The 24,263-nt window shown below is 72.1% G+C and carries 23 protein-coding genes; all 23 read right to left on the bottom strand.

From position 1 onward, the window contains the following. Window positions 1-259: 259 nt before the first annotated feature. The 23 genes from AC07DO_RS29345 to AC07DO_RS29235 all read right to left on the bottom strand — a co-directional run bounded on the left by AC07DO_RS29345 (window position 260) and on the right by AC07DO_RS29235 (window position 24,259). Window positions 260-1,591 carry an ABC transporter substrate-binding protein gene (locus tag AC07DO_RS29345; protein WP_479063736.1) on the bottom strand — a complete coding sequence of 444 codons (1,332 nt, stop codon included), beginning with the start codon at window positions 1,589-1,591 and terminating at the stop codon, window positions 260-262. Continuing rightward, entirely contained in the window at window positions 1,588-3,132 is a 1,545-nt protein-coding gene (locus AC07DO_RS29340; RefSeq protein WP_479063735.1) for a glycoside hydrolase family 43 protein, read from the bottom strand. The genes AC07DO_RS29345 and AC07DO_RS29340 overlap by 4 nt, the downstream gene beginning before the upstream one ends. Next, entirely contained in the window at window positions 3,129-4,004 is an 876-nt protein-coding gene (locus AC07DO_RS29335; RefSeq protein ID WP_479063734.1) for a DUF6807 domain-containing protein, read from the bottom strand. Before AC07DO_RS29335 ends, AC07DO_RS29340 begins: the two co-directional genes overlap by 4 nt. Window positions 4,005-4,011: 7 nt before the next feature. After that, a complete protein-coding gene (locus AC07DO_RS29330; protein ID WP_479063733.1) occupies window positions 4,012-5,244 on the bottom strand; it encodes a Gfo/Idh/MocA family protein in 1,233 nt (410 codons plus the stop codon). Further along, the gene (locus tag AC07DO_RS29325; protein WP_479063732.1) at window positions 5,241-6,059 is read right to left on the bottom strand and encodes a carbohydrate ABC transporter permease; all 819 of its coding nucleotides are present in this window, start codon (window positions 6,057-6,059) and stop codon (window positions 5,241-5,243) included. Before AC07DO_RS29325 ends, AC07DO_RS29330 begins: the two co-directional genes overlap by 4 nt. Further along, window positions 6,056-7,021 carry a carbohydrate ABC transporter permease gene (locus AC07DO_RS29320; RefSeq protein WP_479063731.1) on the bottom strand — a complete coding sequence of 322 codons (966 nt, stop codon included), beginning with the start codon at window positions 7,019-7,021 and terminating at the stop codon, window positions 6,056-6,058. The genes AC07DO_RS29325 and AC07DO_RS29320 overlap by 4 nt, the downstream gene beginning before the upstream one ends. A gap of 120 nt (window positions 7,022-7,141) precedes the next feature. Next, a complete protein-coding gene (araD, locus tag AC07DO_RS29315) occupies window positions 7,142-8,875 on the bottom strand; it encodes an L-arabinonate dehydratase (RefSeq protein ID WP_479063730.1) in 1,734 nt (577 codons plus the stop codon). Beyond that, window positions 8,872-9,792 (bottom strand): dihydrodipicolinate synthase family protein, encoded by a 921-nt coding sequence (locus AC07DO_RS29310; protein WP_479063729.1) that lies wholly within the window; start codon window positions 9,790-9,792, stop codon window positions 8,872-8,874. Before AC07DO_RS29310 ends, araD begins: the two co-directional genes overlap by 4 nt. Further along, window positions 9,789-10,436, bottom strand: a complete 648-nt coding sequence (locus AC07DO_RS29305; protein ID WP_479063728.1) for a GntR family transcriptional regulator — start codon at window positions 10,434-10,436, stop codon at window positions 9,789-9,791. Before AC07DO_RS29305 ends, AC07DO_RS29310 begins: the two co-directional genes overlap by 4 nt. 171 nt (window positions 10,437-10,607) lie before the next feature. Further along, window positions 10,608-11,279 (bottom strand): ANTAR domain-containing protein, encoded by a 672-nt coding sequence (locus AC07DO_RS29300; protein ID WP_479063727.1) that lies wholly within the window; start codon window positions 11,277-11,279, stop codon window positions 10,608-10,610. 104 nt (window positions 11,280-11,383) lie between these two features. Then, on the bottom strand, window positions 11,384-12,127 hold the full coding sequence (locus tag AC07DO_RS29295; protein ID WP_479063726.1) for a metallophosphoesterase family protein: 744 nt from the start codon (window positions 12,125-12,127) through the stop codon (window positions 11,384-11,386). Then, window positions 12,124-12,378: a hypothetical protein gene (locus AC07DO_RS29290; protein WP_479063725.1), complete on the bottom strand. Its 255-nt coding sequence runs from the start codon at window positions 12,376-12,378 to the stop codon at window positions 12,124-12,126. Before AC07DO_RS29290 ends, AC07DO_RS29295 begins: the two co-directional genes overlap by 4 nt. After that, the gene (locus AC07DO_RS29285; protein WP_479063724.1) at window positions 12,375-13,079 is read right to left on the bottom strand and encodes a nucleotidyltransferase family protein; all 705 of its coding nucleotides are present in this window, start codon (window positions 13,077-13,079) and stop codon (window positions 12,375-12,377) included. Before AC07DO_RS29285 ends, AC07DO_RS29290 begins: the two co-directional genes overlap by 4 nt. Window positions 13,080-13,248: 169 nt before the next feature. Beyond that, window positions 13,249-14,058, bottom strand: coding sequence for an SDR family oxidoreductase (locus AC07DO_RS29280; protein ID WP_479063723.1), 810 nt, complete (start codon window positions 14,056-14,058; stop codon window positions 13,249-13,251). A gap of 123 nt (window positions 14,059-14,181) precedes the next feature. Further along, on the bottom strand, window positions 14,182-14,685 hold the full coding sequence (locus AC07DO_RS29275) for a DUF5709 domain-containing protein (RefSeq protein WP_479063722.1): 504 nt from the start codon (window positions 14,683-14,685) through the stop codon (window positions 14,182-14,184). A gap of 107 nt (window positions 14,686-14,792) precedes the next feature. After that, entirely contained in the window at window positions 14,793-15,179 is a 387-nt protein-coding gene (locus AC07DO_RS29270) for a VOC family protein (protein ID WP_479063721.1), read from the bottom strand. Next, the gene (locus AC07DO_RS29265; protein WP_479063720.1) at window positions 15,176-15,487 is read right to left on the bottom strand and encodes an ArsR/SmtB family transcription factor; all 312 of its coding nucleotides are present in this window, start codon (window positions 15,485-15,487) and stop codon (window positions 15,176-15,178) included. The genes AC07DO_RS29270 and AC07DO_RS29265 overlap by 4 nt, the downstream gene beginning before the upstream one ends. A gap of 83 nt (window positions 15,488-15,570) precedes the next feature. After that, window positions 15,571-16,296 (bottom strand): class I SAM-dependent methyltransferase, encoded by a 726-nt coding sequence (locus tag AC07DO_RS29260; RefSeq protein WP_479063719.1) that lies wholly within the window; start codon window positions 16,294-16,296, stop codon window positions 15,571-15,573. Window positions 16,297-16,489: 193 nt separating this feature from the next. Beyond that, window positions 16,490-18,955 carry a SpoIIE family protein phosphatase gene (locus tag AC07DO_RS29255; protein WP_479063718.1) on the bottom strand — a complete coding sequence of 822 codons (2,466 nt, stop codon included), beginning with the start codon at window positions 18,953-18,955 and terminating at the stop codon, window positions 16,490-16,492. Between the two features lie 177 nt (window positions 18,956-19,132). Next, a complete protein-coding gene (locus AC07DO_RS29250; RefSeq protein WP_479063717.1) occupies window positions 19,133-21,616 on the bottom strand; it encodes an MFS transporter in 2,484 nt (827 codons plus the stop codon). Between the two features lie 222 nt (window positions 21,617-21,838). Next, a complete protein-coding gene (locus AC07DO_RS29245; protein ID WP_479063716.1) occupies window positions 21,839-22,282 on the bottom strand; it encodes an SRPBCC family protein in 444 nt (147 codons plus the stop codon). Between the two features lie 96 nt (window positions 22,283-22,378). Continuing rightward, the gene (locus tag AC07DO_RS29240) at window positions 22,379-23,626 is read right to left on the bottom strand and encodes an arsenic transporter (protein WP_479063715.1); all 1,248 of its coding nucleotides are present in this window, start codon (window positions 23,624-23,626) and stop codon (window positions 22,379-22,381) included. 99 nt (window positions 23,627-23,725) lie between these two features. Continuing rightward, window positions 23,726-24,259 (bottom strand): GNAT family N-acetyltransferase, encoded by a 534-nt coding sequence (locus AC07DO_RS29235; RefSeq protein ID WP_479063714.1) that lies wholly within the window; start codon window positions 24,257-24,259, stop codon window positions 23,726-23,728. Between the last annotated feature and the right edge of the window lie 4 nt (window positions 24,260-24,263).

Raw genomic sequence — 24,263 nt, 5'->3', positions numbered from 1 at the left:
GAAGCCTTCGGGCGTTCGCCGAGACCGGCGCCCGCCTGGTTCGGCGTCGGCCTTGGCCTTCCACTCGGGGTTCACGTTGACCTTGGCGCCCGCGTAGGGGTTGCCGACCCGGGTCGCGGCAGCGGCCTCGGGGGCGGGCGTGCCGTCGCCCGCGAGTGCGACGGCGGTCAACTGACGGAATCGCTTCCACTGTTGAAGGCGGAAGCCATTGGAGAGTTGCCGCTGGGGCCAGCTGGAGCCGGAATCGACGAGGCCGGCGTCAGCGGTTCTGTTTCTGCCACTCCGCCTGCGCCTCATTGAGCTGCTCGGCGAGACTGTCGAGGAAGTCCTCCGCCGACATCTTGCCGAGCAGCACTTTCTGGAATTTCGGCTCGTTCTCCGCCTTACTGATGGTGTTCCAGTCGGGCAGGTAGTAGGGAAGCTGCACGATCTTCGTGGAGCCGCTGTTCAGTGCCGCGGCCGCCAGCTCGGTCGGCTCGGCCTTCTTCACCCACGGATCCTTCGCGGCGCGCGTGTTGGCGGGTATGGCACCCGCCGACTCGTTCCACTTGCTGTTGGAGGCGTGCGAGGCCGCGAACTCGATGAACTTCCAGGCGGCCTTCTTGTTCTTGCTCGACCTGAACAGGGCCAGCCCGTCGACCGGGTTGGACACCTGGACGCGGACGCCCGCGTCGGTCGTCGGGTTCGGCAGGCCCCGGAACTTGTCCTCGCCGAGCGCCTTCACGTGGTCCGCGTAGGACCCGAGGTTGTGGCTGAGCATGCCGATCCGCCCGTTGTCCCATTGGGCGTTCATCTTCGTGAAGTCGTTGTTGAGGTCGGCCGACGGCGTGGCCTTCTTGTAGAGGGCGGCGTACTTCTTCAACGCGGCCACGTTCTTGGGATGGTTGACGGTGGTCCGGTCGCCGTCCCAGAACGAGCCGATGCCCGACTGCCCGTACATCGCGTCGAGCGCCTGCGCGATGGAGCCCTCGCCGCCGCGGATGGTGTAGCCGAAGCGGTTGGCCTTCTGGTCGGTGAGCCGGTCCGCCGCCTCGTAGAACGTGGACCAGGTGGTGGGCGCGTCGAGCCCCGCCGCCTCGAACAGGTCGGTGCGGTAGTAGAGGACGCCGTTGCTGGCGGAGGTCGGCACCGTGTACAGACGGCTGCCGCCGCCGGCCGCCCGCACGCTGTCCACCATCCCCGTGTTCAGCTCGTCGCCCAGCGCGCTGCCGTCGAGACGCTCGTCCAACGGCTCCAGGGCGTCCTGCGCGGCGATCCCGGCGAGCATGGCCGCGCCGACACCCCCGACGTCGGGCAGCCCACCGCCCTGGATGGCGGTGTCGTACTTGGACTGCACGCTCTCCGCGGGCACACCGACGTACTTGACCTTGATGTCGGGGTTGGCCTTCTCGAAGTCCCCGATGATCTCCTTCCAGATGTCGTGCCGGACGGCCGTGTTGTTGTCCCAGAAGGTGATCTCGCCCTTGCCCGAGCCCTCGCCGCCCTTGCCCCCGGCCGTGCCGCTGCCGTCGTCTCCGCAGGCGGTGGCGGTCAGCGCGAGGACCGCGGCCAGCGCGAGCGCGGACGTGCTCGTTCCCGTTCTCGTGTTCATCGTCTGGTCTCTCCTTCAGTGGTGATCCGGAAGTGCGTGAACAGGGCGGCGCCGGCTGGGCCCTTGCCGGTCGGCGCCGCCGCGAAGAGCCCGAACAGCGCGCCGACCCAGTTCCACGGCGTGGCGGCGAACACGGGCCCCGAGGCCCGGAAGCCGCGTCCGTCGCCGGTATCGGCGGAGAAGCGGCACCGCGCGCCCTCGCCGACCTCGACGCGCAGCCGGGCCGTGCCGTCCGGCGCGGGACGCGCGTGCTCGGCATCGCGCTCCGGGCCGCCCCGCTCGGCGAACCGGTGCACGAGCCGGGCGGTGCCCTCGGCGTCCCGTGCCAGGCCGATCCAGGAGTACGCGTCGCCGAGCACCGCGAACCCGGCCCGCGCGCCCGGCGCGTCGGCGGCCAGGCTCAGGCCGACCTCCGCGACGCACGGCCGGAGCGGCAGGCGCTGCGTGAGGACGTGCGGCAGCGTGCGCAGGTCGGGTGCCTGCGCGCTGCGGACGCACGTCAGGCGCAGGCCGTCGCCGGAGTGCGAAGTGGTCCAGCCGCGCCGCGGGTTGGCGGTCCACTGCCACTGGCGCCCGTACCGGCCGCCGGGGAAGGCGTCGTCGGTGGCGGGCGCGGCGGCGGGCTGCCGCGGCAGGTCCGGCTTGCGGTGTACGAGGACGGGGGCGCCGTCGTCGCCGAGCACCGGCCAGCCGTCGGTGTCCCAGCGCATCGGCTGGAGGTGGACGACGCGCCCGTAGGGGCCGCGCCGCTGGAAGTGCAGGAACCAGTCCTCGCCGCGGGCCGTGCGCACCCATCCGCCCTGGTGCGGACCGTTGACGTCGGTGCGGCCCTGCTGGAGCACGACGCGTTCCTCGTACGGCCCGTGGAACGCGCGGGAACGGAAGGCGCCCTGCCACCCGGTCTCCACTCCCCCGGCGGGCGCGAGGATCCAGAACCATCCGTCGTGCCGGTAGATCTTGGGCCCTTCGAGCGTGAACCAGCCGGGGATCAGATCGCCGTCGATCAGCACGGTGCCCTCGTCGAGCAGTTCGCGTCCGTCGGGGCTCATCCGATGGCCCGTGATGCGGTTCTTCACGCCGGAACGCGACGTGGCCCAGGCGTGCACGAGGTGGGCGTGGCCGGACTCCTCGTCCCACAGGGGGCACGCGTCGATGAAGCCCTTGCCTGGCTTGATGAGGTGCGGCCGCGTCCAGGGTCCCCGGATCTCCGCCGCGTTGACCTGGAAGATCCCATGATCGGGGTCGCCCCAGAAGATCCAGAACCGCCCGCCGTGCCGGCGCAGCGACGGCGCCCAGACGCCGCAGTCGTGCCGCGGCACGGCGAAGGCCTCCGCCGGTTCGAGACGTTCGACGGCATGCCCGATCAGCGTCCAGTTGACCAGGTCACGGGAGTGCAGCAGCGGCAGCCCCGGGACGCGGCCGAAGCTGGAGGCGGTGAGATAGAAGTCGTCGCCGTCCCGCAGCACGTCGGGGTCGGACCAGTCGGCGGCGAGCACGGGATTCCGGTACGTGCCGCCATCCGTACCGTCGGACGCGTTCACGCCGTCACCGCCCGGCGTACCAGCGCCGTCGCCTCGTCGCGCTTCAGGGCGCCGTCGGCGACGACCGTCACCACACGGCGTACGACAGTGTCGCCCGGCGCGATCGTCAGCCGGTCCTCCGCCGCGAGGGAGGAGCCGACGCCGGGGTACTCCGCGGCGCGTACGAACCACGGGTCGCGCCGGGTCCGCGCCGTCGCCCCGGCGAACACCAGGGTCCAGCCGTCGCCCGCGAGGGCCAGCCAGTCCGCGCGGGCCCCGTGCACGGACGCCTCGCCCTCCGCGCCCGCGGTGAACACGTGCGGCGCCGCGGACTCCTTCGGGGCACGCCAGAAGAAGCCGCCGTACCCGGCGCCGGGCCGCCCGTTGGTGGCGGGGCTGCCGACGGACACCTCGTCACCGGTGACGTTGGTGAGGGAGAAGGTGAAGTCCAGCGCCCAGGCCGTGGCGTCGAGTTCCGTGGCCGCCACCGTGCGGCACTCCCTGAACAGCACCTCCCCCGCGGCCTGCCCCGCCGCCCGCCGCACCGTTTCCCCCGCCACCGTCCAGGTCAGCTCTTCCACGAACCCGTCGGGATCGTGCAGCTTGAAGTCCTGGTGGCGCTGCACGCCGTGGTTGTCGAGGTGGACGGGCCCCCGGTCCCGTACGAACGTGCGGCCGCCCCAGAAGTTGTGGCCCGCCACGTCCGGCACGGCCACGCCGGCCCCGAGGTGGTGCGGGTGGTCCGCAGGGCCGAGCTCGGTGACGGTCGTACCCGCGAGGGTCGTCACCGGGTGCAGGTAGGGGCGCGGGGACAGGCGCCGGTCGAGGTCGTTCCGGTAGGCGTAGCGGCCGACGGGCCGTCCCGCGCAGCGCAGGACGAGGGAATGCTTCATGACGTACTCACCTCGTTGTGAAGGTCGTCGGGGCGGGCCGGGCCCAGTCGGCGCCCAGCTCGGAGTAGAGGCGGAGGGTGTCGGCGGCGAGCGCCACGAGGCCGTCGATGCCGTGCACGACACGTCGTCCCGCTCCCGCCCGGTCGCCCGGAGCCGTGGTCCAGGCAGCCCGTTCGGGCAGCTCCACGGGGTCGGGGGCGGTCCGCACCGCCTCGACGACGCGCATGAAGGCGCCGGTCCTCGCGGGCGGTACGAGGAGCGGGGCGCGCCCTGTGAGGTGCTCGACGAGGTTCTCCAGGAGGTCGGTCCTGCCGTGGAGGGTGGTCGCACCGAGTACGACGTCGGGCCGCCGTCGGCCCGGCGCCGCGCCCGCGCCCCGCACCTCCACGCGGTCCTGCCGGTACCAGAACGTGATGCGCCCCCGCGTCCCGTGCACGACGACGTACGGCTCCCCGTTCGTGTGGGCGCACAGCGTCGCCGCCACCGTGATCCGGCAGCCGGACGCCGTGCCGACGCGGACGCAGGACGTGTCGTCGGACTCGATGGCGTGGGCCCGGAACAGTTCCGTCTCCACGGCCGTGACGTCCTCGGCCTCCGTCGCGTCGGCCAGCGCGAGGGCGGTGGCGACGGCATGCGCCAGAGGGTTGGTCAGAACGCCGTCGACGACGTCGATTCCGTCGAGGCGGCGGCGTCCCGCCCACGGCGCGCGCCGGAAGTACGCCTCGTCGCGCACCCACGCTCCCGCCCCGCCGACCCCCGTCACGTCGCCGATCGCCCCCTCGGCGACCAGTCGCCGGATCGCGGGGAGGGCGTGCGAACCGAGCGACTGGAAGCCGATCTGGACGGCGGTGCCCGCGGCGGCCGCCCCGCCCGCCATCCGCCGGAACTCCTCGTACGACGGGGCGGGCGGCTTCTCCAGAAGCACATGGACGCCGCGTGCGGCCGCCGTGAGAGCGAGCCCGGTGTGGGTCGGGATGGGCGTGCAGATCACGGCGACGGCCGCGCCGGTCGAGTCGAGCAGCCCCGCGAAGTCCTCGGACTGCGCCACCCCGCCGAACCCCGCGAGCTCCTCCCCCGTGAGCGGCCGCAGCTCGCAGACGCCCACGAGACGTACGAGCCCGGCGTGCTGGAGGCGGCGGATGTTCTCCAGGTGCCGGGCGCCGTGCCCGCGCGCCCCCGCCAGGACGACGGACAGCGGCGGCCGAAGGCTCCCGGCCCCCGCGCCCACCGTGGCCGTCATCCCTTCACCGCCCCGGCGCTGAACCCGGTGACCAGCCACTTCTGGATGAAGGCGAAGACGATCACGACGGGCACCGCGGCGACGACACCGCCCGCGGCGAGCGCGCCGAGGTCGACGCTGTCGGCGCCCATGAGCGTGGCGAGGCCCACCGGGATCGTCTGCTTGCCCTGGTCGCTGAGGAACATCAGGGCGAAGAGGAAGTGGTTCCAGCTGTGCACGAACGCGAACGACCCCACGGCGATGAGTCCGGGCCGCAGCATCGGCAGCACGATGGCGCAGAACGCCCGGAAGCGTCCGCAGCCGTCGACCCAGGCGGCCTCCTCCAAGGCGTACGGGACGTTCTTGATGAAGCCGCTGAGCAAGATCATGGAGAGCGGGAGCTGGAAGACGGTCTCTGCGATGATCACGCTGCCCAGCGAGTTGATCATCTGGAGTTCGGCGAAGATCTGGAAGAGCGGCACGAGCATCAGGGCGCCGGGGATGAACTGCGAGCACAGCAGCGCCAGCATGAAGCCGCGCTTGATCCGGAAGGCGAAGCGGGCCAGGGCGTAGCCGCCGGCGAGGGCGACGAGCGTGGTCATCGCCATGGAGGCGACGCCGACGAGCACGCTGTTCTGGAAGAACGTCGCGAAGCTGCGCTCGGTCCACACCTTGTCGAAGTGCTCGAAGGTGAGGGGCCACGGCACGAGCGAGGTGGATCCGGTGGGGCGCAGGGCGAAGAGCAGGATCCAGTAGAAGGGGATGAGGGTGAAGAGGAGATAGAGGCCGAGGGGCAGGTGGATCTGCCAGCGGGGCGGCTTCCTCGTACTGCTCACTTGTCCTGTCCCCCGAACTTGCTGAGCCGCAGATAGAGCAGCGAGCAGAAGAGAAGAATCACGAAGGCGACGGCGGTCAGCGCGGAGGCGTAGCCGAAGTCGTGGGAGTCCACGGCGATGGACGCGATGCGCAGCGGGAGGGTCGTGGTCTCGCCCGCGGGGCCGCCGCCGGTGAGCGTGTACAGCAGGTCGACGTTGTTGAACTCCCAGACGGCGCGGAGCAGCGTGGAGAGGATGATCGCGTCCTTGAGGTGCGGCAGCGTGATGTGGAAGAACTGCCGGAAGCGGCTCGCGCCGTCCACCTCCGCCGCCTCGTACAGGTCCTTCGACACGGACTGGAGGTCGGCGAGGATGAGGATCGCGAAGAAGGGGACGCCGCGCCAGAGTTCGGCGACGACGACGGCCGGGAAGACGGTGCCGGTGTCGGAGAGCCAGGACGTGCCGTAGGAGCCGACGCCGGCGTCGGCGAGGTAACGGGTGATGCCGGTCTGGGAGTTGAAGATCAGCAGCCAGATGGTGGACGTCAGTACGCCGGAGACGGCCCACGGCGAGAAGACGAGGGCGCGGGCCATCGCGCGGCCGACGAAGGTCTGGTTGACGAGCAGGGCGAGGGCGAGTCCGAGCAGCAGCTGCAGGACGACCTCGACGGCCACCCACTGGAAGCTGAAGCCGAGGGTGTGCCAGAAGTCCGGGTCGTCGGTGAACGCCGTGACGAAGTTGTCCAGGCCCGCGTAGCCGTCGCGCCACGGCTTGGTGGGGTTGTAGTGGCGCAGGCTGTAGTAGAAGACGCTGACCACCGGGTAGGCGATGAAGCCGAGCATCAGCAGGACGGCCGGCGCGATCAGCAGGTACGGCAGCCGGCGCGGGGTCGTCCCGTTCTTGCGCCGCTTCCGTGGCGGGGGCGGTGGCGCTTTCGCGGTGCCGTGCGGCGGCGGCTTCGCCACGGCTGCGGCGTGTGCCATGACACTTCTCCGATCGTGGGGGTACGGGGGATCGTGGGTGTGGGGAAGGGAAGCGCCTCGGTGTGCCAGAGGTGAAGCGCTTCGCGTACGTCGTTCGAAATACCGATCAAGAAGAAGGCGTCAGCCCGCGTACGGATCCGGCACCGCGCCGGGCCTGGCCAGGAACGCGAAGTCGCACCCCGTGTCGGCCTGCGTGATCTGCTCGCTGTAGAGCGCGCCGTAACCCCGCTCGTAACGGGCCGGCGGCGCCACCCACTCACTCCGGCGCCGCACCAACTCGGCCTCGGGGACGTTGAGTTGCAGGCTCCGTGCCGGTACGTCGAGGGTGACGAGGTCGCCCGTGCGGACGAGGGCGAGCGGCCCGCCGACGTACGACTCGGGCGCGACGTGCAGCACGCACGTGCCGTACGACGTGCCGCTCATCCGCGCGTCGGAGATCCGCACCATGTCCCGCACCCCCTGCTTGAGCAGGTGGTCGGGGATCGGCAGCATCCCGTACTCCGGCATGCCGGGCCCGCCCTTGGGGCCCGCGCCCCGCAGCACCAGGACGTGGTCGGGCGTGATGCGGAGCGCCGGGTCGTCGATGGTGCGCTGCATCGTGCGGTAGTCGTCGAACACGACGGCGGGCCCCGTGTGCCGCAGCAGCCGCGGGTCCGCGGTGATGTGCTTGATGACGGCGCCGTCCGGGCAGAGGTTGCCGCGCAGGACAGCGACGCCGCCCTCCGTGGCGACCGGGTTGTCGCGGGTGCGGATGACGTCGTCGTGGTGGACGCGGGCGCCTGCGAGCTGTTCGCGCAGGGTGTCGTGCGCGACGGTGGGGCGGTCCAGGTGGAGCAGGTCCGTGATGCGGGAGAGGAAGCCGGGCAGTCCGCCCGCGAAGTGGAAGTCCTCCATGAGGTAACGCTCGCCGCCGGGGCGGACGTTGGCGAGGACGGGCACGGCGCGGGCGATCCGGTCGAAGTCGTCGAGGGTGAGCTTCACCCCGGCGCGGCCCGCCAGCGCGATGAGGTGGATGACGGCGTTGGTGGAGCCGCCGAGGCCGAGGACGGTGGTGACGGCGTCCTCGAAGGCGTCCGGTGTGAGGATCTGCGACAACGTCCGCCCCTGACGCACGAGTTCGACGATACGGAGGCCGGATGCCGCGGCCATCCGCTCGTGCCCGGAGTCGACGGCGGGGATGGACGAGGCGCCAGGCACCGTCACGCCGAGCGCCTCCGCGGCGGCGGTCAGCGTCGACGCGGTGCCCATGGTCATGCAGTGGCCCGGGGAGCGTGCGAGACCGCTCTCCAGCTCGGTCAGCTCGCAGTCGCCGATGAGCCCGGCGCGCCGGTCGTCCCAGTACTTCCACATGTCCGTGCCGGAACCGAGGACCTCGCCCCGCCAGTGACCCGGCAGCATGGGCCCCGCGGGCACGAACACGGTGGGCAGGTCGACGCTCGCGGCGCCCATGAGCAGCGCGGGCGTCGATTTGTCGCAGCCGCCGAGCAGCACGGCGCCGTCCACGGGGTACGAGCGGAGCAGCTCCTCGGTCTCCATGGCGAGGAGGTTCCGGTAGAGCATGGGCGTCGGCTTCTGGAAGGTCTCGCTCAGTGTCGACACGGGGAACTCCAGCGGGAACCCGCCCGCCTGCCACACCCCCCGCTTGACGGCCTGCGCACGCTCACGCAGGTGGGAGTGGCAGGGGTTGATGTCGGACCAGGTGTTGAGGACCGCGACGACGGGCTTGCCCAGGTGCTCCTCGGGGAGGTAACCGAGCTGCCGGGTGCGGGCGCGGTGGCTGAAGGAGCGCAGGCCGGACGAGATCGTCTCGCCGTACCACCGCTGACTGCGCAACTCGCCTGCCGGGCGCGTCATATGGACCACCCGGCGACGATGTCCGCGACCTCGGCGCGCTCCGCTTCGGGCAGCAGACTGCTCGGAGCGCGTACGTCGCGGCGGCACAGGCCGAGTCCGGCGAGGGCCTCCTTGACGACGGTGACGTTGTGGGCGGAACCGTCGGCGGCACGCAGCTCCTCGAAGCGGCGGATCCGCGCCCAGATGCTCATGGCCGCCGGGTAATCGCCGCGTCGAAGCGCTTCGATCATGCGCAGCGAGAGGCCGGGGGCGACGTTCACAAGCCCGGAGGTGAAGCCGGTGGCGCCCGCCGAGAAGTACGAGGGGGCGTACGGCTCGGCGAGTCCGGCGACCCACACGAACCGTTCGAGCCCGGCGTCCCGCGCGAACCCGGCGAAGCGCGCCGCGTCCGGCACCGCGTACTTGACACCGATGACGTTGGGGCAGGCGTCGGCGAGTTCGGCGAGACGGACGCCGGGCAGCGCGGCGTCGCGCAGGTAGGGGACCACGCCGAGGCGGGGCACGGCCTCGGCGATGGCCCGGTGGTAGTCGACCCAGCCGCTGTCGGAGACGTAGGGGTGGACGGGCTGATGGACCATCACCATGTGGGCGCCCGCCGTCTCGGCGTGCCGGGCCGCGGCGACCGCGGTCGGCACGTCGTGGCCGACACCGACGAGGATCGCCGCCCGCCCCGCCGCTTCCTCGACGGTCGACTCGACGACGGCGCGGCGCTCCTGCGGCGCGAGTGCGTAGAACTCCCCCGTGTTGCCGTTGGGCGTGAGGGTGCGCACCCCGACGTCGAGCTGGCGGCGCAGGATCTTGCGGTGGGCGTCGTGGTCGATCGAGCCGTCCTCGGCGAAGGGCGTCACGGGGATCGCCACCACGTCGGCGAGCGCGACGCGCTGCGCGCCGAACAACTCTCCTTCTGCGTACGTCACTTGTGGTTCCCTTCCGAAGGAAAGGCGCGCTGCACGAACGACGCGATGTGCCGGTGCAGCGCCTCGGCGGCGCCGTCCGCGTCCCCGGCGAGCGCGAGCCGCAGGATCTCCTGGTGCTCGGTCGCCTCGCGGGCCCACGACGGGTCGGCCGCCCAGGCGACGGCGGAGACGAGGGCGGCCTGGTCCCGCACCTCGTCGAGGAGGCGGCCGAGGAGCGGATTGCCGCAGGCGGCGTACAGCGTGCGGTGGAACTCCCGGTTGGCCAGGGAGCGTTCGGCCGCGTCCTCCGCGATGTCGGCACGCTCCAGGGCGTCGCGGGCGGCGTCGAGCGCCGCCCCGCGCCGGACGGTGCGGCGCAGCGCCTCGGGTTCGAGGAGCAGCCGTACGTCGTAGACCTCGCGGGCCATGGCCGCGTCCACGGTACGCACCGCGGCCCCCTTGTACTGGCTCATCGTGACGAGGCCGGTGCCCGCGAGGGTCTTGAGGGCCTCGCGCACGGGCGTCTTGGAGACCCCGAACTCACCGGCGAGTTCCGCCTCGACCAGGGGCTGCCCCGGCCTCAACTCGCCGCTGAGGATGCGGTGTTTGATCGCTTCGAGCACGAACTGCGTGCGCGAGGGGATCGGGGTCGGCACGGACGTCATGGGGCACCCTCGGATCTCACGTATCGCGTATCACGTCTCATATATGACGTACGAAGTACGACGCGTAGAAGCTAAGAGGGCGGGTGGAGTTCGTCAACGCTTCTGACGAAAGAAGGGGGAACCAGAGCCGCGCGCTCACGGTTTCGGTGTGTCAGCTGCCGCAGGAAGGTTTCATGACGGCAGGTCCCGGAGGATCTCGCGTGCGGTCTCGGTCACCGGTCTGCCCTCGGCGAAGGCCTGGGCCCGCAGCCGGACCATCGCCTCGCCCAGGGTCACGCCGAGCCGGCAGCTGAGCACACCGGTGGCCTGGTGCACTTCGGCCCAGTGCAGGTCGACCGTACCGGCCTTCCCCCGCCCCTCGGGGGAGCTGTCGTTCCCCGGCCCCCAGGCCAGCAGCCGGCCGGCCAGCACGTCGGCCACCCGCAGTCCGTCCGCCGCCTGCTGTGCGGTCAGCGGCCCGGGCGTCCTGCGGTATCCGGTCAGTGACCCGAGCCGCGCCGCACCCGAGCGGACCGGCCAGACGAAGAGCGCCCACACGCCCAACTCCTGGGCCTCGGCGGCGAGCCGCGGCCACTGCTCGGCGGCGCCTCGGCTCAGATCCGGCACCTGATAGGGCACGTCACCGAACTCCGCCGCCACTCCGGGGCCCTGCCCCAACGTGAACTGGGCGTCTTCCAGCCGTGCGCTGACGCTGTCGCTGAACCAGACCAGTTCCGCGCCCCACCGCAAGGAGACCGCGATGCCGCCGAGCCCGAGCGCGTGCGCGCACCGCACGGCCCACTCACCGTGCCGACCGTCGTCGACGGCCTCTGTGAGCCCGCCGAGCAGTTCCTGCACAGTCACCCGGTGCTCCATCACTGAGCCTTCCGCGCCACGGGGCGCACCGGCCCTGGAAGACAGCCACGTTCCTGTTCGGCAGACTACTCCCCGCCGCACCCCTCCCGGGCCTACCGTGCCTGCGCCGGATGGCGGTCCTTCAGGTGGTACACGCCGAACGCCTTGCGGATCACGGGCTGGGCGACGTTGCGGACCGGGACGCCGCCCGTGGTCATGCCGTGTTCGGTGCCCGCGTGTGCGTGGCCGTGGACGGCCAGGTCCGCGCCCGCCGCGTCGACCGCCTCCGCGAGCAGGTAGCTGCCCAGGAACGGGTAGATCTCCAGGGGCTCCCCCGCGAGGGTGTCCGGCACGGGCGCGAAGTGCGTCAGCGCCACTCTCGTACCGCATCCCTGCTCGGCCAGCTCGTCCAGGGAGGCGCGCAGGCCGTCCGCGCAGCGGCGGGTGTAGCGGATGAACTCCTTCATGAGGGGTTCACCGAACTCACTGCCGCTGCGGCCGACGAAGCCGCCGCCGAACCCCTTGGTGCCCGCGATGCCCACGCGTGCCCCGTCGACCTCGACGACCGTGCTCTCCCCTTCGAGGACCCGGACACCCGCCTCGCGCAGGACGGCGGTGACCGCTTCGGGCTGTTCGTCGTGGTGGTCGTGGTTGCCGAGCACGGCGACGACGGGCACGGGCAGACCGGTCACCTCCCGCGCGACCACCTCCGCCTCCTCCGGCGTGCCGTGGCGGGTGAGGTCCCCGGCCAGCAGCAACAGGTCCGCGCAGTCGGGCAGCGTTTCGAAAGCGGGCCTGAGCACGCCCTGGCTGTCGAGGCCCATGTGGATGTCCCCCACGGCTGCGATGCGGATCATGCCAGTTCCTCCGGGTGGTCCGGGGCCGCCGATTCGGCCACGACGACGTCGAAGTGGACCGTCTCGCCGTCCAGTTCCTCGTTCACGGTGCGCAGCAGCTCGTCGCGGCAGTGGGTGGTGGGCACGGTTCCGACGACCGCCACGGACGATCCGCGGTGCTCGACGCGGATGCCGAGCTCGCCGAGTTCCTCGGCGGCGAGCCGCTCCTTCAGATGCGCGATGCGGTACTCGACATGGGCCGGGTCGTTCATCCGTCTCCTCCTCGCGGTGCGATGACTTCCAGACGTTCGAGCAGGTAGAGGAAGGCCGCCGGCATCGGCAGGTCCCCGAACGCGTCGCGGAGCGCCTCCCAGTCGACCATCTCCCGCAGCTGCCGCGCGATCGGCAGCACGGCGCCGAAGTCGCAGTGGTGCTCGGAGAAGGCGGCGAGCAGCGCCCGTACGAGGTCGGTCGGCGCCAGGACCGGCATCTGCACGGAGTCCACCGGCAGCTGCGTGGCGCGGCCGAGCAGCTCGGTGGTGACCGGCTCGCCGCCCAGTTCGAAGATGAGGTCGATGTCCTGACCGAGGCACTTGGCCTTGAGCAGCCAGTCCTCGGGCGGCGCGTACACCGTCAGGCCGGCCTCCTCCAGAGTCGCCGCGACCGCCGCGGCGTCCTCGGGCCTGATGCAGAAGTCGGCGTCGTGCTGGAGGTTGCCGGTCCCGCCGTGCGCGTACACGGCGACGCTGCCGGCGAGGGCGAAGTCGTGCTCGCCCCTCTTGAGGAGGGCGCCGACCTGTTTGGCGGCCTCCAGGATGGCCTGGTTGAGGTCGGGCGGGAGGTCGTCCGCGGGCAGAACGTGGTGCGCCGCGGGCGTGTCGTGGTGCGGGGAGCCACCGGCGTACGGGGCCTGCGCGCCCTGCGCGCCCGGGGCGGTGTCCTGTCGGGTGAGGTCTTCTGCGTTCGGCGTCACCTGCTGCTCCGTTTCCGGACCCCGGCATCCGCACCCGCACGGCACGTGCGGATCGTGCGGGCCGGCGCTGTCCCACGATCCCTGCTCCAGGCAGCTCCGGTACCCGGGCCGCCGGGTTCGACACGGGCCGGTTGCCGCACGGGCCCACGGGGCGGGCCGAGGGGCGTGCTCAGGGGCGGCGCCACTCGTCGCTCCGCAGATGCGAACCGGCCTGGGGTCCCATGCGCAGCATGCCGCCGTCGGCGACGTAGGACGCGCCGGTCACGTACGAGGCGTCGGGGCTCGCGAGGAAGGCGATGACGGCGGCGACCTCCCTGGCGTCGCCCGGCCGGCCGAGCGGGATGCCGGGACGGCTCACCTCGTGCACGTCGGTGTCCTCCTGCCCGGTCATGGGTGTGGCGATCTCGCCGGGCGCGACGGCGTTGACGGTGATGCCGTGTTCCGCGAGCTCCAGGGCCATCACCTGGGTCAGCAGTCCGAGTCCGCCCTTGGCGGCGCAGTAGGGGGCCGCGCCCACGCGGGGCTGGTGCTCGTGCACCGATGTCACGTTGACGATGCGGCCGCCCCCGCCCTGCCGGATCATGCGCCGCGCGGCGCGCTGACCGCACAGGAACGGACCGATGAGGTCGACGTCGACGACGCGCCGGACGTCGGCGTGTGCCAGGTCGAGATAGGGCGTCGCCGTGCCCGTGCCCGCGTTGTTGACCAGGACGTCGATGCGGCCGAGGCGCTCGGCGAGGTCGTCGACGGCGTCCGCGGCGTCGGGCAGCCGGGTCAGGTCCATTCGGGCGACGGCGGCACGCCGGCCGTGCCGGCCCACCTCCTCGGCGGTCTGCCGCGCACCGTCCTCGTCGCTGTGCCAGGTGATCCCTACGTCCATCCCGGCGGCGGCGAGCCGGACGGCCGTGGCCCGGCCGATGCCGGAGTCCGCGCCGGTGACGACGGCCACACCCGGGCCGGAAGAGGTGGGGACGGTCATGGAGGTCCTCCTGCTCGTGGAACGGATCACACGTCGCCCTCCGTCCAGCTTCGAACAGGGCGACACATCCCGCCTGCCCGCGGGCGCCCGGTGCACCCCGGCCCCGACACGTCGCGGGCGCGTTCAGTCCCGGTCGTCCTGCGCCGACGGCAGGTTCTCGTCGGGGACGATGTGGACCGCCGCTTCCTCGGCGCCCGCCGCGCCGCCGTCGATGCCCTCGTCGCGGGCGACGACCTGCTTGTCGATGTCGGTGTGCGCGCCCTCGTCGGGGGCCACCAGACGGCCCGCGCGGTCCTGGCCGGCCTCCGGGTCCATGGGCTCGCCCTCACCGTCCGGCAGGTCGCCGATGTCGTCACGGCCGGGACGCTCCGCGTCGGGCACCTCCTCGTCGGGGACTTCCTGCCGCAGCCGCTCGTCGAGCGTCTCGCCCTCGTGCTGCTCCGCCGCCGTCGTGCCGGTCTTGGTCACGCCGAGCGGCTTCTCCGGCGGCGAGTAGCCCTCGTCGAGCATGTCGTCGTACGTGCGCTCGTCCAGCGCGTCCTGCAGGTCCAGCGGCGCCGCGTCCGCCTGCTCCTCGTTGTCGCCGGTGGGCTGGTAGGCGTCGTCCGCCATGTTCTGGTCACTCATGAGTACCTCGCGCTCGGGGGTCCGGTTTGTCGCGCTCGCCCTCTGATGGTCGCGCACAGCCCTTCGTAGTGCCCGCGACGCACTCCCCCAAACGATCAGCTGGGCCGTCAGGCCGTGTGCATGATCTGGATGAGATTGCCGCAGGTGTCGTCGAGGACCGCGACGGTGACGTCGTCCATCTGCAGCGGCTCCTGGGTGAAGTACACGCCGAGCCCGCGCAGCCGCTCGAACTCCGCGGCGACGTCGTCCACGGCGAAGGCGGCGGCCGGGATGCCGTCCTCGACCAGCGCCGCCTTGTACGGCTTCACCGCCGGGTGGCCGTCGGGTTCGAGGAGCAGCTCCGTCCCCTCGGGGTCCTCGGGCGAGACCACGGTCAGCCACCAGTCGTCGCCGACCGCGACCTTGGCCTTCTGCTGAAAACCGAGTACGTCGGTGTAGAAGGCCAGAGCCTTGAGCTGGTCGTCGACGAATACGCTGGTCAGGTTGATCCTCATGGCGTGCTCTCCGTTGCCTCGGGGGTGTCGGCCTCGCCGGGCCCGAGCCACCTGGCCATGACGCGTTCCAGGGGCGCGGTGTCGAGGTCGTGGTACTTAAAGCGGCCCTGTCGCCTCGTGTGGATCAGCCCCGCCGCTTCGAGCACGGCCAGGTGCTGGCTGATCGCCTGCCGGGTGAGACCCAGCCCGTGCCTGGTCAGCAGCCGCGAGCAGATCTCGAACAGGGTCTGGCCGTCCCTCTCCACGAGCCCGTCGAGGATGCGCCTGCGGGTGGGGTCGGCCAGCGCCTTGAAGACATCCTCTTCCATGACCGGAGCATATGCAAGCAACGACTTGCCTATCAAGGCGGAAGCCTCTCGCCCTCCGGACCCCGGCCGGACCTCGCGCCCCCTCAGCCCCTGCGCCCGATCACCAGCCACCTCGACGGCAACTCGATGCGCGTACCGTCGGAGGTGAACTCGGTTGTCGTGAGCGGGAGTTCACCGGCCGCCAGCACCACGAGCCCGGCCGCTTCGACGAACGAGCCCACCGACGCGTCGGCGACCTCGGCGGGCGCGAGGCCGTGCGCGAAGATCGGCGCCAGCTTGGGCGGCGGCCCCGCGGGACCCTGCACCAGGCCCATCAGGACGGGCCGCGCCGCCTCCGAGGGTTCCACGACGAAGGCGCGGCCGCGCTCGCCGAGCAGCGTGGCGATGCTGTCGAGCAGCGGCTGCCGGTCGGCGGGGTCGCACTGGTGGAGTACGCCCCGCATATAGATGTTCGCGTCACCGATCTCCGCGTGCAACTGCTCCGCCTCGCGCTTCTCGACGGCGTCGAGCTCCCGGAAGTCCACCTGGTCCGCGGGGTCCGCGCGCCGGGCGTGTTCGAGGGCGGCCGCCGACAGGTCGACGCCGAGAACGCGCGGGAAGCGGTCGGCGAGGAACCGCGTCTGGGTGCCGTTGCCGCAGCCGAGGTCGACGACGGGCAGGCCGACGGCGGTCATGTGCGGCTCGAAGAGCGCGAGATGGAGGCCGACGGTGAGGGCGGGTTCGGCGTCCCAGAAGACCTCCCCCGGCTCGTCGGGGGCCTCGCGCCAGAACCCTTCCCACGCCGCCCTGTACCGACTCGTGACGCTCATGTCCGTGCTCCCCGGAGTGCGACGAAGCCGCCGAAGCCGGCGACAAGATCGGTCTACCGCGCCCCGGTCGCACGGACAAGCGCCCGCGCACTCTTCACCGTGCATGTGAGTACGCGGACCACCTGGCATGCGCTACGTGGATCACCGCGCGGCACGTCGCCACGTCGACGTCGGACGCGCCCCTTTTCGCCGACTAACGCCGCGGCAGCGCCAGTTCGCACCAGACCGTCTTGCCCGCGCGCGTACGACTGGTCCCCCACTCCTTCGCCAGCCCGCTGACCACGCGGAGGCCGCGTCCGAACTCGTCCGCCGGGCCCGCGCTGAGCAGCGTCGGCAGGGTCTGGTCCTCGTCCTCGACCTCGCACGCCAGGACTTCGGAGCGGACCATGCGCAGGTCGATCCTGCTGCTGCGGGAGTGGCGCACGACGTTGGTGACGAGCTCGCTGACGACCAGCTCGGCGGTGTCGCTCAACCCCTCCAGGGACCAGCCGCGCAGTTGGGCGCGGACCATGTCACGGGCCCTGCCCACCTCCGCGGGGTCGACGGCGAGCCGCCAGTGCGCGACGTTCTCGGCCGGGATTCCGTTGAGCCTGGCCATCAGGAGCGCCACGTCGTCCTTGCGGCCGCCGCGGGTGTTGAGGGCGCGGATGATCGTGTCGCAGGCGTCGTCCATGGAGGCGGCGGGGTGCGCGGCGGACTCGGTGAGCGTGGCGAGGCCGACGCCGATGTCCTCGCCGCGGACCTCGACCAGGCCGTCCGTGCACATCAGCAGCCGGTCGCCGGGCGCCACCCGCATCGTGACCGACTCGAAGGGCACACCACCGACGCCGATGGGCGCCCCGGTGGGCAGGTCCAGGAGTTCGCTGCGGCCGTCCGCGGCGCGCACCAGGACGGGCGGGATGTGTCCCGCGTTGGCGAGGTGCAGCTCGCTCGCGATCGGGTCGTAGACCGCGTACAGGCAGGTCGCCAGATAGTGCTCGCCCAGGCGCTGTGCGAGGTCGTCGAGGTTGCGCAGGAGCTGCTCGGGCGGCAGGTCGAGGGCGGCCATGGTCTGCACGGCCGTGCGCAACTGGCCCATCATCGCCGCCGAGTTGAGGCCGTGGCCCATCACGTCGCCGACGACGAGGGCGGTTCTGGAGCCGGGCAGCTTGACGGAGTCGAACCAGTCGCCGCCCACCCGGCCGAGGAGCGTGCCCGGCAGGTAGCGGGTGGCGATGTCGCAGCCGGGCATCCGGGACTGGATGTGCGGCAGCATGCTGTCCTGGAGGGTGTCGGCGACGCTCTCCTGGTACGTGTACATGCGGGCGTTGTCGAGCACGAGGCCCGCGCGTGCGGCCAGTTCGGCGCCGGTGACGCGGTCCATGTCGTTGAAGACCGGCCGCTCCCGGTGGCGGAGCAGGATCATGAAGCCCAGCACCACGTTGCGCGCCTTGAGCGGGACGACGAGCATCGAGCGGTGGTTGATCAGCGGGCGGATGTCGCGCTTTTCGAACTGGGAGGCGATGGCGTTGCCCATCTCCTCCGTGATGCGGGGCACGAGCACCGGGTCGCCGGAGGTCATGCACTGGAAGAACGGCGTGTGGGCGGGGAACGGCATCGACTCGCCGACCGGCACCACGTCGTCCCAGCGGCCCGGCTCGTCGGTGTGCTCCACCGCGACCCGGTGCCACATCGTGGTCTCGTCCGGCGGGCCCTCGGGAAAACCCTCACCGGCCACGACCTGCTCACGCAGGTAGGTCCCCGCGACGTCCGTGAAGCGCGGCACGACCGCCCTGCTGACCTCCAGGATGGTCCGCGACAGGTCGAGCGAGGAGCCGATCCGCCCGCTGACCTCGTTGAGGAATTCGAGGTGTTCGCGCACGGCCGCGTACTCGAGGTCCTCACCCTCGTCGTCGACCGGGTCGGGGGCCACCGGGATCCCGCGGGCGGCCGCCTGCGCGGCGCGCTGCCTGCGCTCCTTGCGTTCGGCGCGGCGGGCGACGCCCCAGTCGGGGGTGACGGGCACGCGGTCCTGATGACTGAACTCCAGGACGGGGTAGCCGAGTTCGAGCACCTGGGAGACGATGCGCGCGCTCTCCCCCACGCTCATGCTCGGCAGGATCTCGGGAAGGCGGGCTGCGAGCTCGTCCGCGCCGGGGAAGTCCGTGTGCAGGGCGAAGCCGGGCGCGATGCGCTCGATCTGCACGTCCTGCCGGCTCCGCTCGGCGCGCCCGTCCGGGCCGCTCTCGGGCTCGTCGGCCGCTGCCAGGCGTGCGGCGTCCGCCGCGAGCACGAGGAGCCGCTCGGATCCCGGCCCGACCAGCGGGTACGCCCACCAGAGCACGTCGACGCGGCAGTCGCCGCCGCTCCTCGACCCGGTGAGCCGCGCCCGCCCGGCGGCGGGGTAGGAGATGCGCCGGTCGAGTGAGGTCTCCAGGTCGGGGCCGAGCCCGTCGAACGCTCCGTAGGACTCGCGGTCCTCGGGGATGGCGCCGTGCACCGGTAGCAGGTCGCCCACGGGACGGCCGACGGCTTCCTCCTTCTCGTACCCGAAGAGCCGGCGGGCACCGACGCTCCAGTGCGAGACGAGTCCGGCGCCGTCCACGACGACCACGGCGAGTGGGATGCGGCCGGACGCGGCACTCTGCGTCGGCGGCTCGCCCGGAGTGCCTGGTTCCATGGCTCATGCTCCTTCCCGCGGCAGCGCAAGATCTGAGCCGCCACCAACCACCGTACGGGGGTAGCAGGTTGCCGTGCGGGGCAATGCGGGAATTGGCCCGGACCGCCCGGGAACCGGCGCACGCCCCCACAGGGCGCCCGGCCGGTGCCCGCCGGCCCGGACCACCGACGGAACCCCTCAGTCCTCGTGGCCGAGCTGCAGGTCCCGCTCCGTGCGGCCGCCGCCGGCGACCTGGAGCACCGTGGCAACCGGCGGGTAACCCGCCGCGATCACGGTGTACTCGCCGGACGACAGGTCGACGAAACGGAAGGTGCCGTCCGCCTGGGTGGTCAGGGTGTCGACGACGTTCCCCGCCGCGTCGAGCAGGGTCACGCGCGCGTCCTCGACGGGCCGCCCGCCGCCGGCCCGCACGGTGCCGCGCAGCACGGCGCCGCCCGCGAGCTCCACGTCCTGCCGCGTCTCGCGCGAGGCCTGCACGGTGACCGGGAGCGCGGCGGGGCGGAACGCGGGGGCGCTCGCGGCCAGGGTGTACTCGCCGGCCACCAGCTCCGTGATGACGTACCCGCCCTCGCGTCCGCTGCGGGTGGTGGCGACGACCTCGCCGCGGACGTCGGTGAGGGTGACGGCGGCGTCCCTGACGGGCGTCCCGTCGGCGGTCACCACGGTCCCGGCGAGGCGGCCCGCCCCGCCGAGGACCACGTCGAGCTCGACGGGCCGCTCCCCGACGGTGACGGTGACGGCCTGCGGCTGGTGCCCGCCGGCCGCCGCGATCAGTACGAACGAACCGGTGCCCGGCGTCGCGAGGGCGTACCGCCCGTCCTCGCCGCTCGCGCCGCGCCCGATCTGCTGCCCCGCCACGTCGATGAGGGTGAGGGCCGCGCGCGGCACCACGGTGCCGTCGGGGTGCTGCACGGTGCCGCAGACCGGGACCCCGGCGGTGTACGTCGTCGTGCGGGCCTGCGGGACGGCGCCGACGGTCGCGGTCTCGGCGGCGGGTGCGTTGGTGGAGGTGGCGCTGGACAACAGGGGGGTCTCCTTGAGGAAGAAGGCGAGCAGCATGCCGAGGACGAGCACCGGCACCAAGTAGAGGAAGATCCGCGGCATGGCGTCCGCGTAGGCCTGGATGTAGCCGTCGCGCAGCGGCGCGGGCAGCGTGTGGACGAGCTGCGGGGTGATGGACTCGGCGTCGGGCACGGCCGCCCCCGATCCCGCGGGGAGCCGGTCCGCGAGCGCGTCGGCGAGCCGGTTCGCGAAGAGCGTGCCGAAGATCGCGGCGCCCACGCTGCCGCCGATCTGCCGGAAGTAGTTGTTGGCGCTGGTGGCGGTGCCGAGGTCGGTGGGGCGGACCGCGTTCTGCACGGCGAGCACCAGGACGGGCATGACCAGGCCGATGCCCGCGCCGAGCACCGCCATCCAGATGCTGTACTCCAGCCGGGACGTGTCCACTTCGAGGCGCGAGAGGAGCCACATGCCGATGACGGAGAGGACCCCGCCGACGACGGGGTAGATCTTGTAGCGGCCCGTGTGGCTGATGAGCTGCCCGGAGACGATCGACGCTCCGACGATGCCGCCCATCATAGGCAGCATGAGGAGGCCGGACTCGGTGGCGCTCGCGCCGTCGACCATCTGCAGGAAGGTCGGCAGATAACTGGCCGCTCCGAAGAGGGCGATTCCGATGACCATGCCTACAAGACTGGTGATGTTGAAGACCGGATCACGGAACAGGCGCAGCGGAATGATCGGTTCTGCCGCGAACCTCTCGGCGATCAGGAAGAGCACGCTCGCCACGACCGCACCGGCCCCGAGCCCCAGGATCACGCGGTCGCCCCACGCGTACTCGGTCCCGCCCCAACTGGTCAGCAGGACCAGGCAGGTGGAGGCGGCGGCGAGCAACAGCGCGCCCAGCACGTCGATCCGGGCCTTCGCGGTGGGCTTGGGCAGCTTCAGGACGAGCGAGACGACGAGCAGGGTGACGAGCCCGAAGGGCACGTTGAAGTAGAAGCACCAGCGCCAGGAGGCATGGTCGGTGAAGAAGCCGCCGAGCAGCGGTCCCGCGACCGAGGCGAGGCCGAACGCGGCGCCGATCAGGCCCATGTAGCGGCCGCGCTGCCGGGGCGGCACGATGTCCGCGATGATCGCCTGGACGCCGATCATGAGGCCGCCCGCGCCGACTCCCTGGAAGGCGCGGAAGGCGATCAGCTGCTCCATCGTCCGCGACCAGCCGGCGAGCGCCGAGCCGATGACGAAGATGACGATCGCGAACTGGAAGACGCCCTTGCGCCCGAAGAGGTCGCCGAGCTTGCCGTAGATCGGCAGGCCGATGGTGGAGGTGAGCAGGTAGGCGGTGATCGCCCAGGACATCTTGTCGAGGCCGTGCAGCTCGCCGACGATCTTCGGGAGCGCGGTGGCGACGATCATCTGCTCCAGCGCGGCGAGGAGCAGCGCGAGCATCAGTCCGACGAACACCATCCGGACGCGGCCGGGGCTGAGGTGCTCGGCCGTCGCGTCGTGGGGCTCGGGTGGTGCGGGTGGCGCGGGTGGTGGCGCTTGCGCGCCCCGGCCGTCCGCCCCCGCTCCACCGTCCGGCGTCGGGTCCTGCTCGGCCACCTCGTGCTGCCGTTCGCCCTGCTCGGCGACCTGCACCAGCGTCGTCCCGCCCACGTACTGCTCCCCTCGTCGCGCTTGCGCCGCCCATTTCTCGCATTACGCGACAACTGGGAGCAAGCGCGACGAGTAGGCGTCGCGTGGGGCCCCGGGGGCGTATGCGCCGGTCGGAGCCCTACGGCGTACAACGGGGCCGAACAGAAAACCACTCGAAACGGTGAGCGTGCCAACAACCCTGATGGCCTAGGCGGGAGTTGGCCGCCCGGCCGTGGCGGGGAGCTACTTCTCGACCTCGGTGGCGAGGTTGGCGAGCACGGTGTCGTGGATGCGCCCGAGGCCCTTGGGCGCGAAGGTCTTCTCGAAGAAGCCGCCGATGCCGCCCGCGCCGTTCCACACGGTGGTGACGACCACGCGGGACTTGCCTTCGCCCGCCGGGGTCACCGTCCAGGTCGTGACCATGGATGAGTTGCGGTCCTTCTCGACCAGTTCGCCGTCGGTGGGCTCGCTGACCTCGAGGAGGCAGTCGCGGATGCGCTTGCTGGTGGCCTGCAGCTTCCAGTGGACGAGGGTGCCTTCTCCGTCGCCACCCTCGCGCACCTCGTACTCGCTGAAGTGCTCCGACAGGAGCTTCTCCCGCGTGCCGTTGTAGTCGGCCAGCGCGTCGAAGACATCGTCCGGCTGTGCCGTGATGATCCGCTCGGTGACCGCCTCGACCTGCGCCATTGCACTTCCTCCAGCAGTTGTGACTCGGGGGCTTCACGGAAAGCCAACCACCCGGCGCACCGGCCTCCCAAATCGGGTCCCCTGCAAGGGGCGTGCTCAGCCGGGCAGGAGCCGCAGGGAGACCCACAGCGCGAGGGTGGACAGGACCAGGGCGGCGGGGGTGGTGAGGAGTCCGAGGCGGGTGAACCGTCCGAGGCTGACGTCGTGTTCGTGCTGGTGGGCGATGCGGCGCCAGAGGAGCGTGGCGAGCGATCCGGCGTAGGTGAGGTTGGGTCCGATGTTCACGCCGATCAGCACGGCGAGCACGGCTCCGGGTCCGGCCGGGGCGGCCAGCGGGACCAGGGCGAGGACGGCGGGCAGGTTGTTGATCAGGTTGGCGAGCAGCGCGGCGACGGCGGCGGTGCCGAGCAGCGCGGGCAGCGCGGTGCCGTCGGGCAGGACCCGGCCGAGGGCGTCGCCGAGGCCGTTGTCCACGACGGCCCTGACGACGATGCCGAGGGCGAGGACGAAGGCCAGGAACGGCAGCGAGGCCGAGCGCAGGATCGCCACGGGTGTCGTACGACGGCGCAGCAGGGCCCGTACCGCGAGGACGGCCGCACCGGCCGCGGCCGACCAGGCGGGTTCGATGCCGAGGCCGGAGGCGACGGCGAATCCGGCGAGCGTCGCCGCGACGGTCGCCAGGGCGAAACGCGGCATCCGCGGTGGGTCGGCGGGCTCGGTGCCTTCGGCGGGTGCGTCGAGGTCGGCGGCGAAGAACCGCAGGAAGACGACGTACTCGACCGCGATGGCGACCAGCCAGGGCAGCGTCATGAGCAGCGCGAAGCGGGTGAAGCTCAGCCCGGTGGCGGTGAAGGCGAGGAGGTTCGTCAGGTTCGAGACGGGCAGCAGGAGCGACGCGGTGTTGGACAGGTGGGCGCCGGCGTAGACGTGCGGCGCGGGGCGGGCGCCCATGCGGGCGGCGGTGGCGAAGACGACCGGCGTCAGGAGGACCACGGTGGCGTCCAGGCTCAGGGTCGCGGTGATCACTGACGCCAGGGCGAAGACGGCGCCGAGCAGGGTGCGGGGCCGCCCTGCGGCCCGGCGCGCCATCCAGCTGCCGCAGGCGCGGAAGAGCCCTTCGTCGGCGCAGAGCTTGGCGAGGACGAGAACGCCCGCGAGGAATCCGATGACGGGTCCGAGCCGGGCGGCCTCCTCGCGTACGTCGTCGAGCGGGATCGCCCCGGCCAGGATCACGACACCGGCGGCGGGCACGGCGAAGGCGGCCTCGGGCCAGCGGAAGGGGCGGACGACGGCGCAGACGAGGACGACGGCCAGGGCTGCGACGGACAGGGACTCGACGAGCATGCTTACGATCATCCAACGCGCGGCGGGACCGCCCGACGGCGGACCGGCCGGAAGGGGCCCGGCGGCAGGGGTCCGCGCCGCCGCCGGGCCCGGGATCCGCTACTTCTTGGACGGTGCCGGTTCCGGCGCGTCCGTGCGGTACAGGGCCGTCGTCCCGTCACTGCTCCAGCGGTGCAGGCCCGCCTTCTCCAGGACCCGGACGGAGGCCTCGTTGCCGAGTTCCACCTCGGCGTACACCACGGTGACGGTCGGCGAGGCCAGGGCGTGTGCCGTGAGGGCCCGTGCGGCTTCGGGAGCGTAGCCCCGGCCGCGGCGCGAGGGCACGACTCCGTAGCCGAACTCGACCGCGCTCTCGCTCGGCGGCCAGAGCAGGCTGATGGAGCCGACGACGGCGCCGCTCTCCCGTTCGACGATCAGCCGGTGGCCGTGCGCTCCGGGGTCCTGCGGTCCGTCGGCGATCTGCTGGGCGATGACGCTCGCGATGACGCGGTCCCCGTCGGCGGGGAAGTCCCGCGCCCAGTGCGCCGGACGGCGGTCCGCGAGGACGTCGGCGACCTCGTCGGCCGTCCAGGCCCGCAGGGTGAGGCGTTCGGTCGACAGAGCGGCAGCGGTGGTGGAAAGAGAAGAAGACACGCGA

Source organism: Streptomyces sp. NPDC045678, from assembly GCF_056432085.1.
Note: the sequence above shows the minus strand (reverse complement) of the source record. Positions and strands in the feature narration are given on the sequence as shown.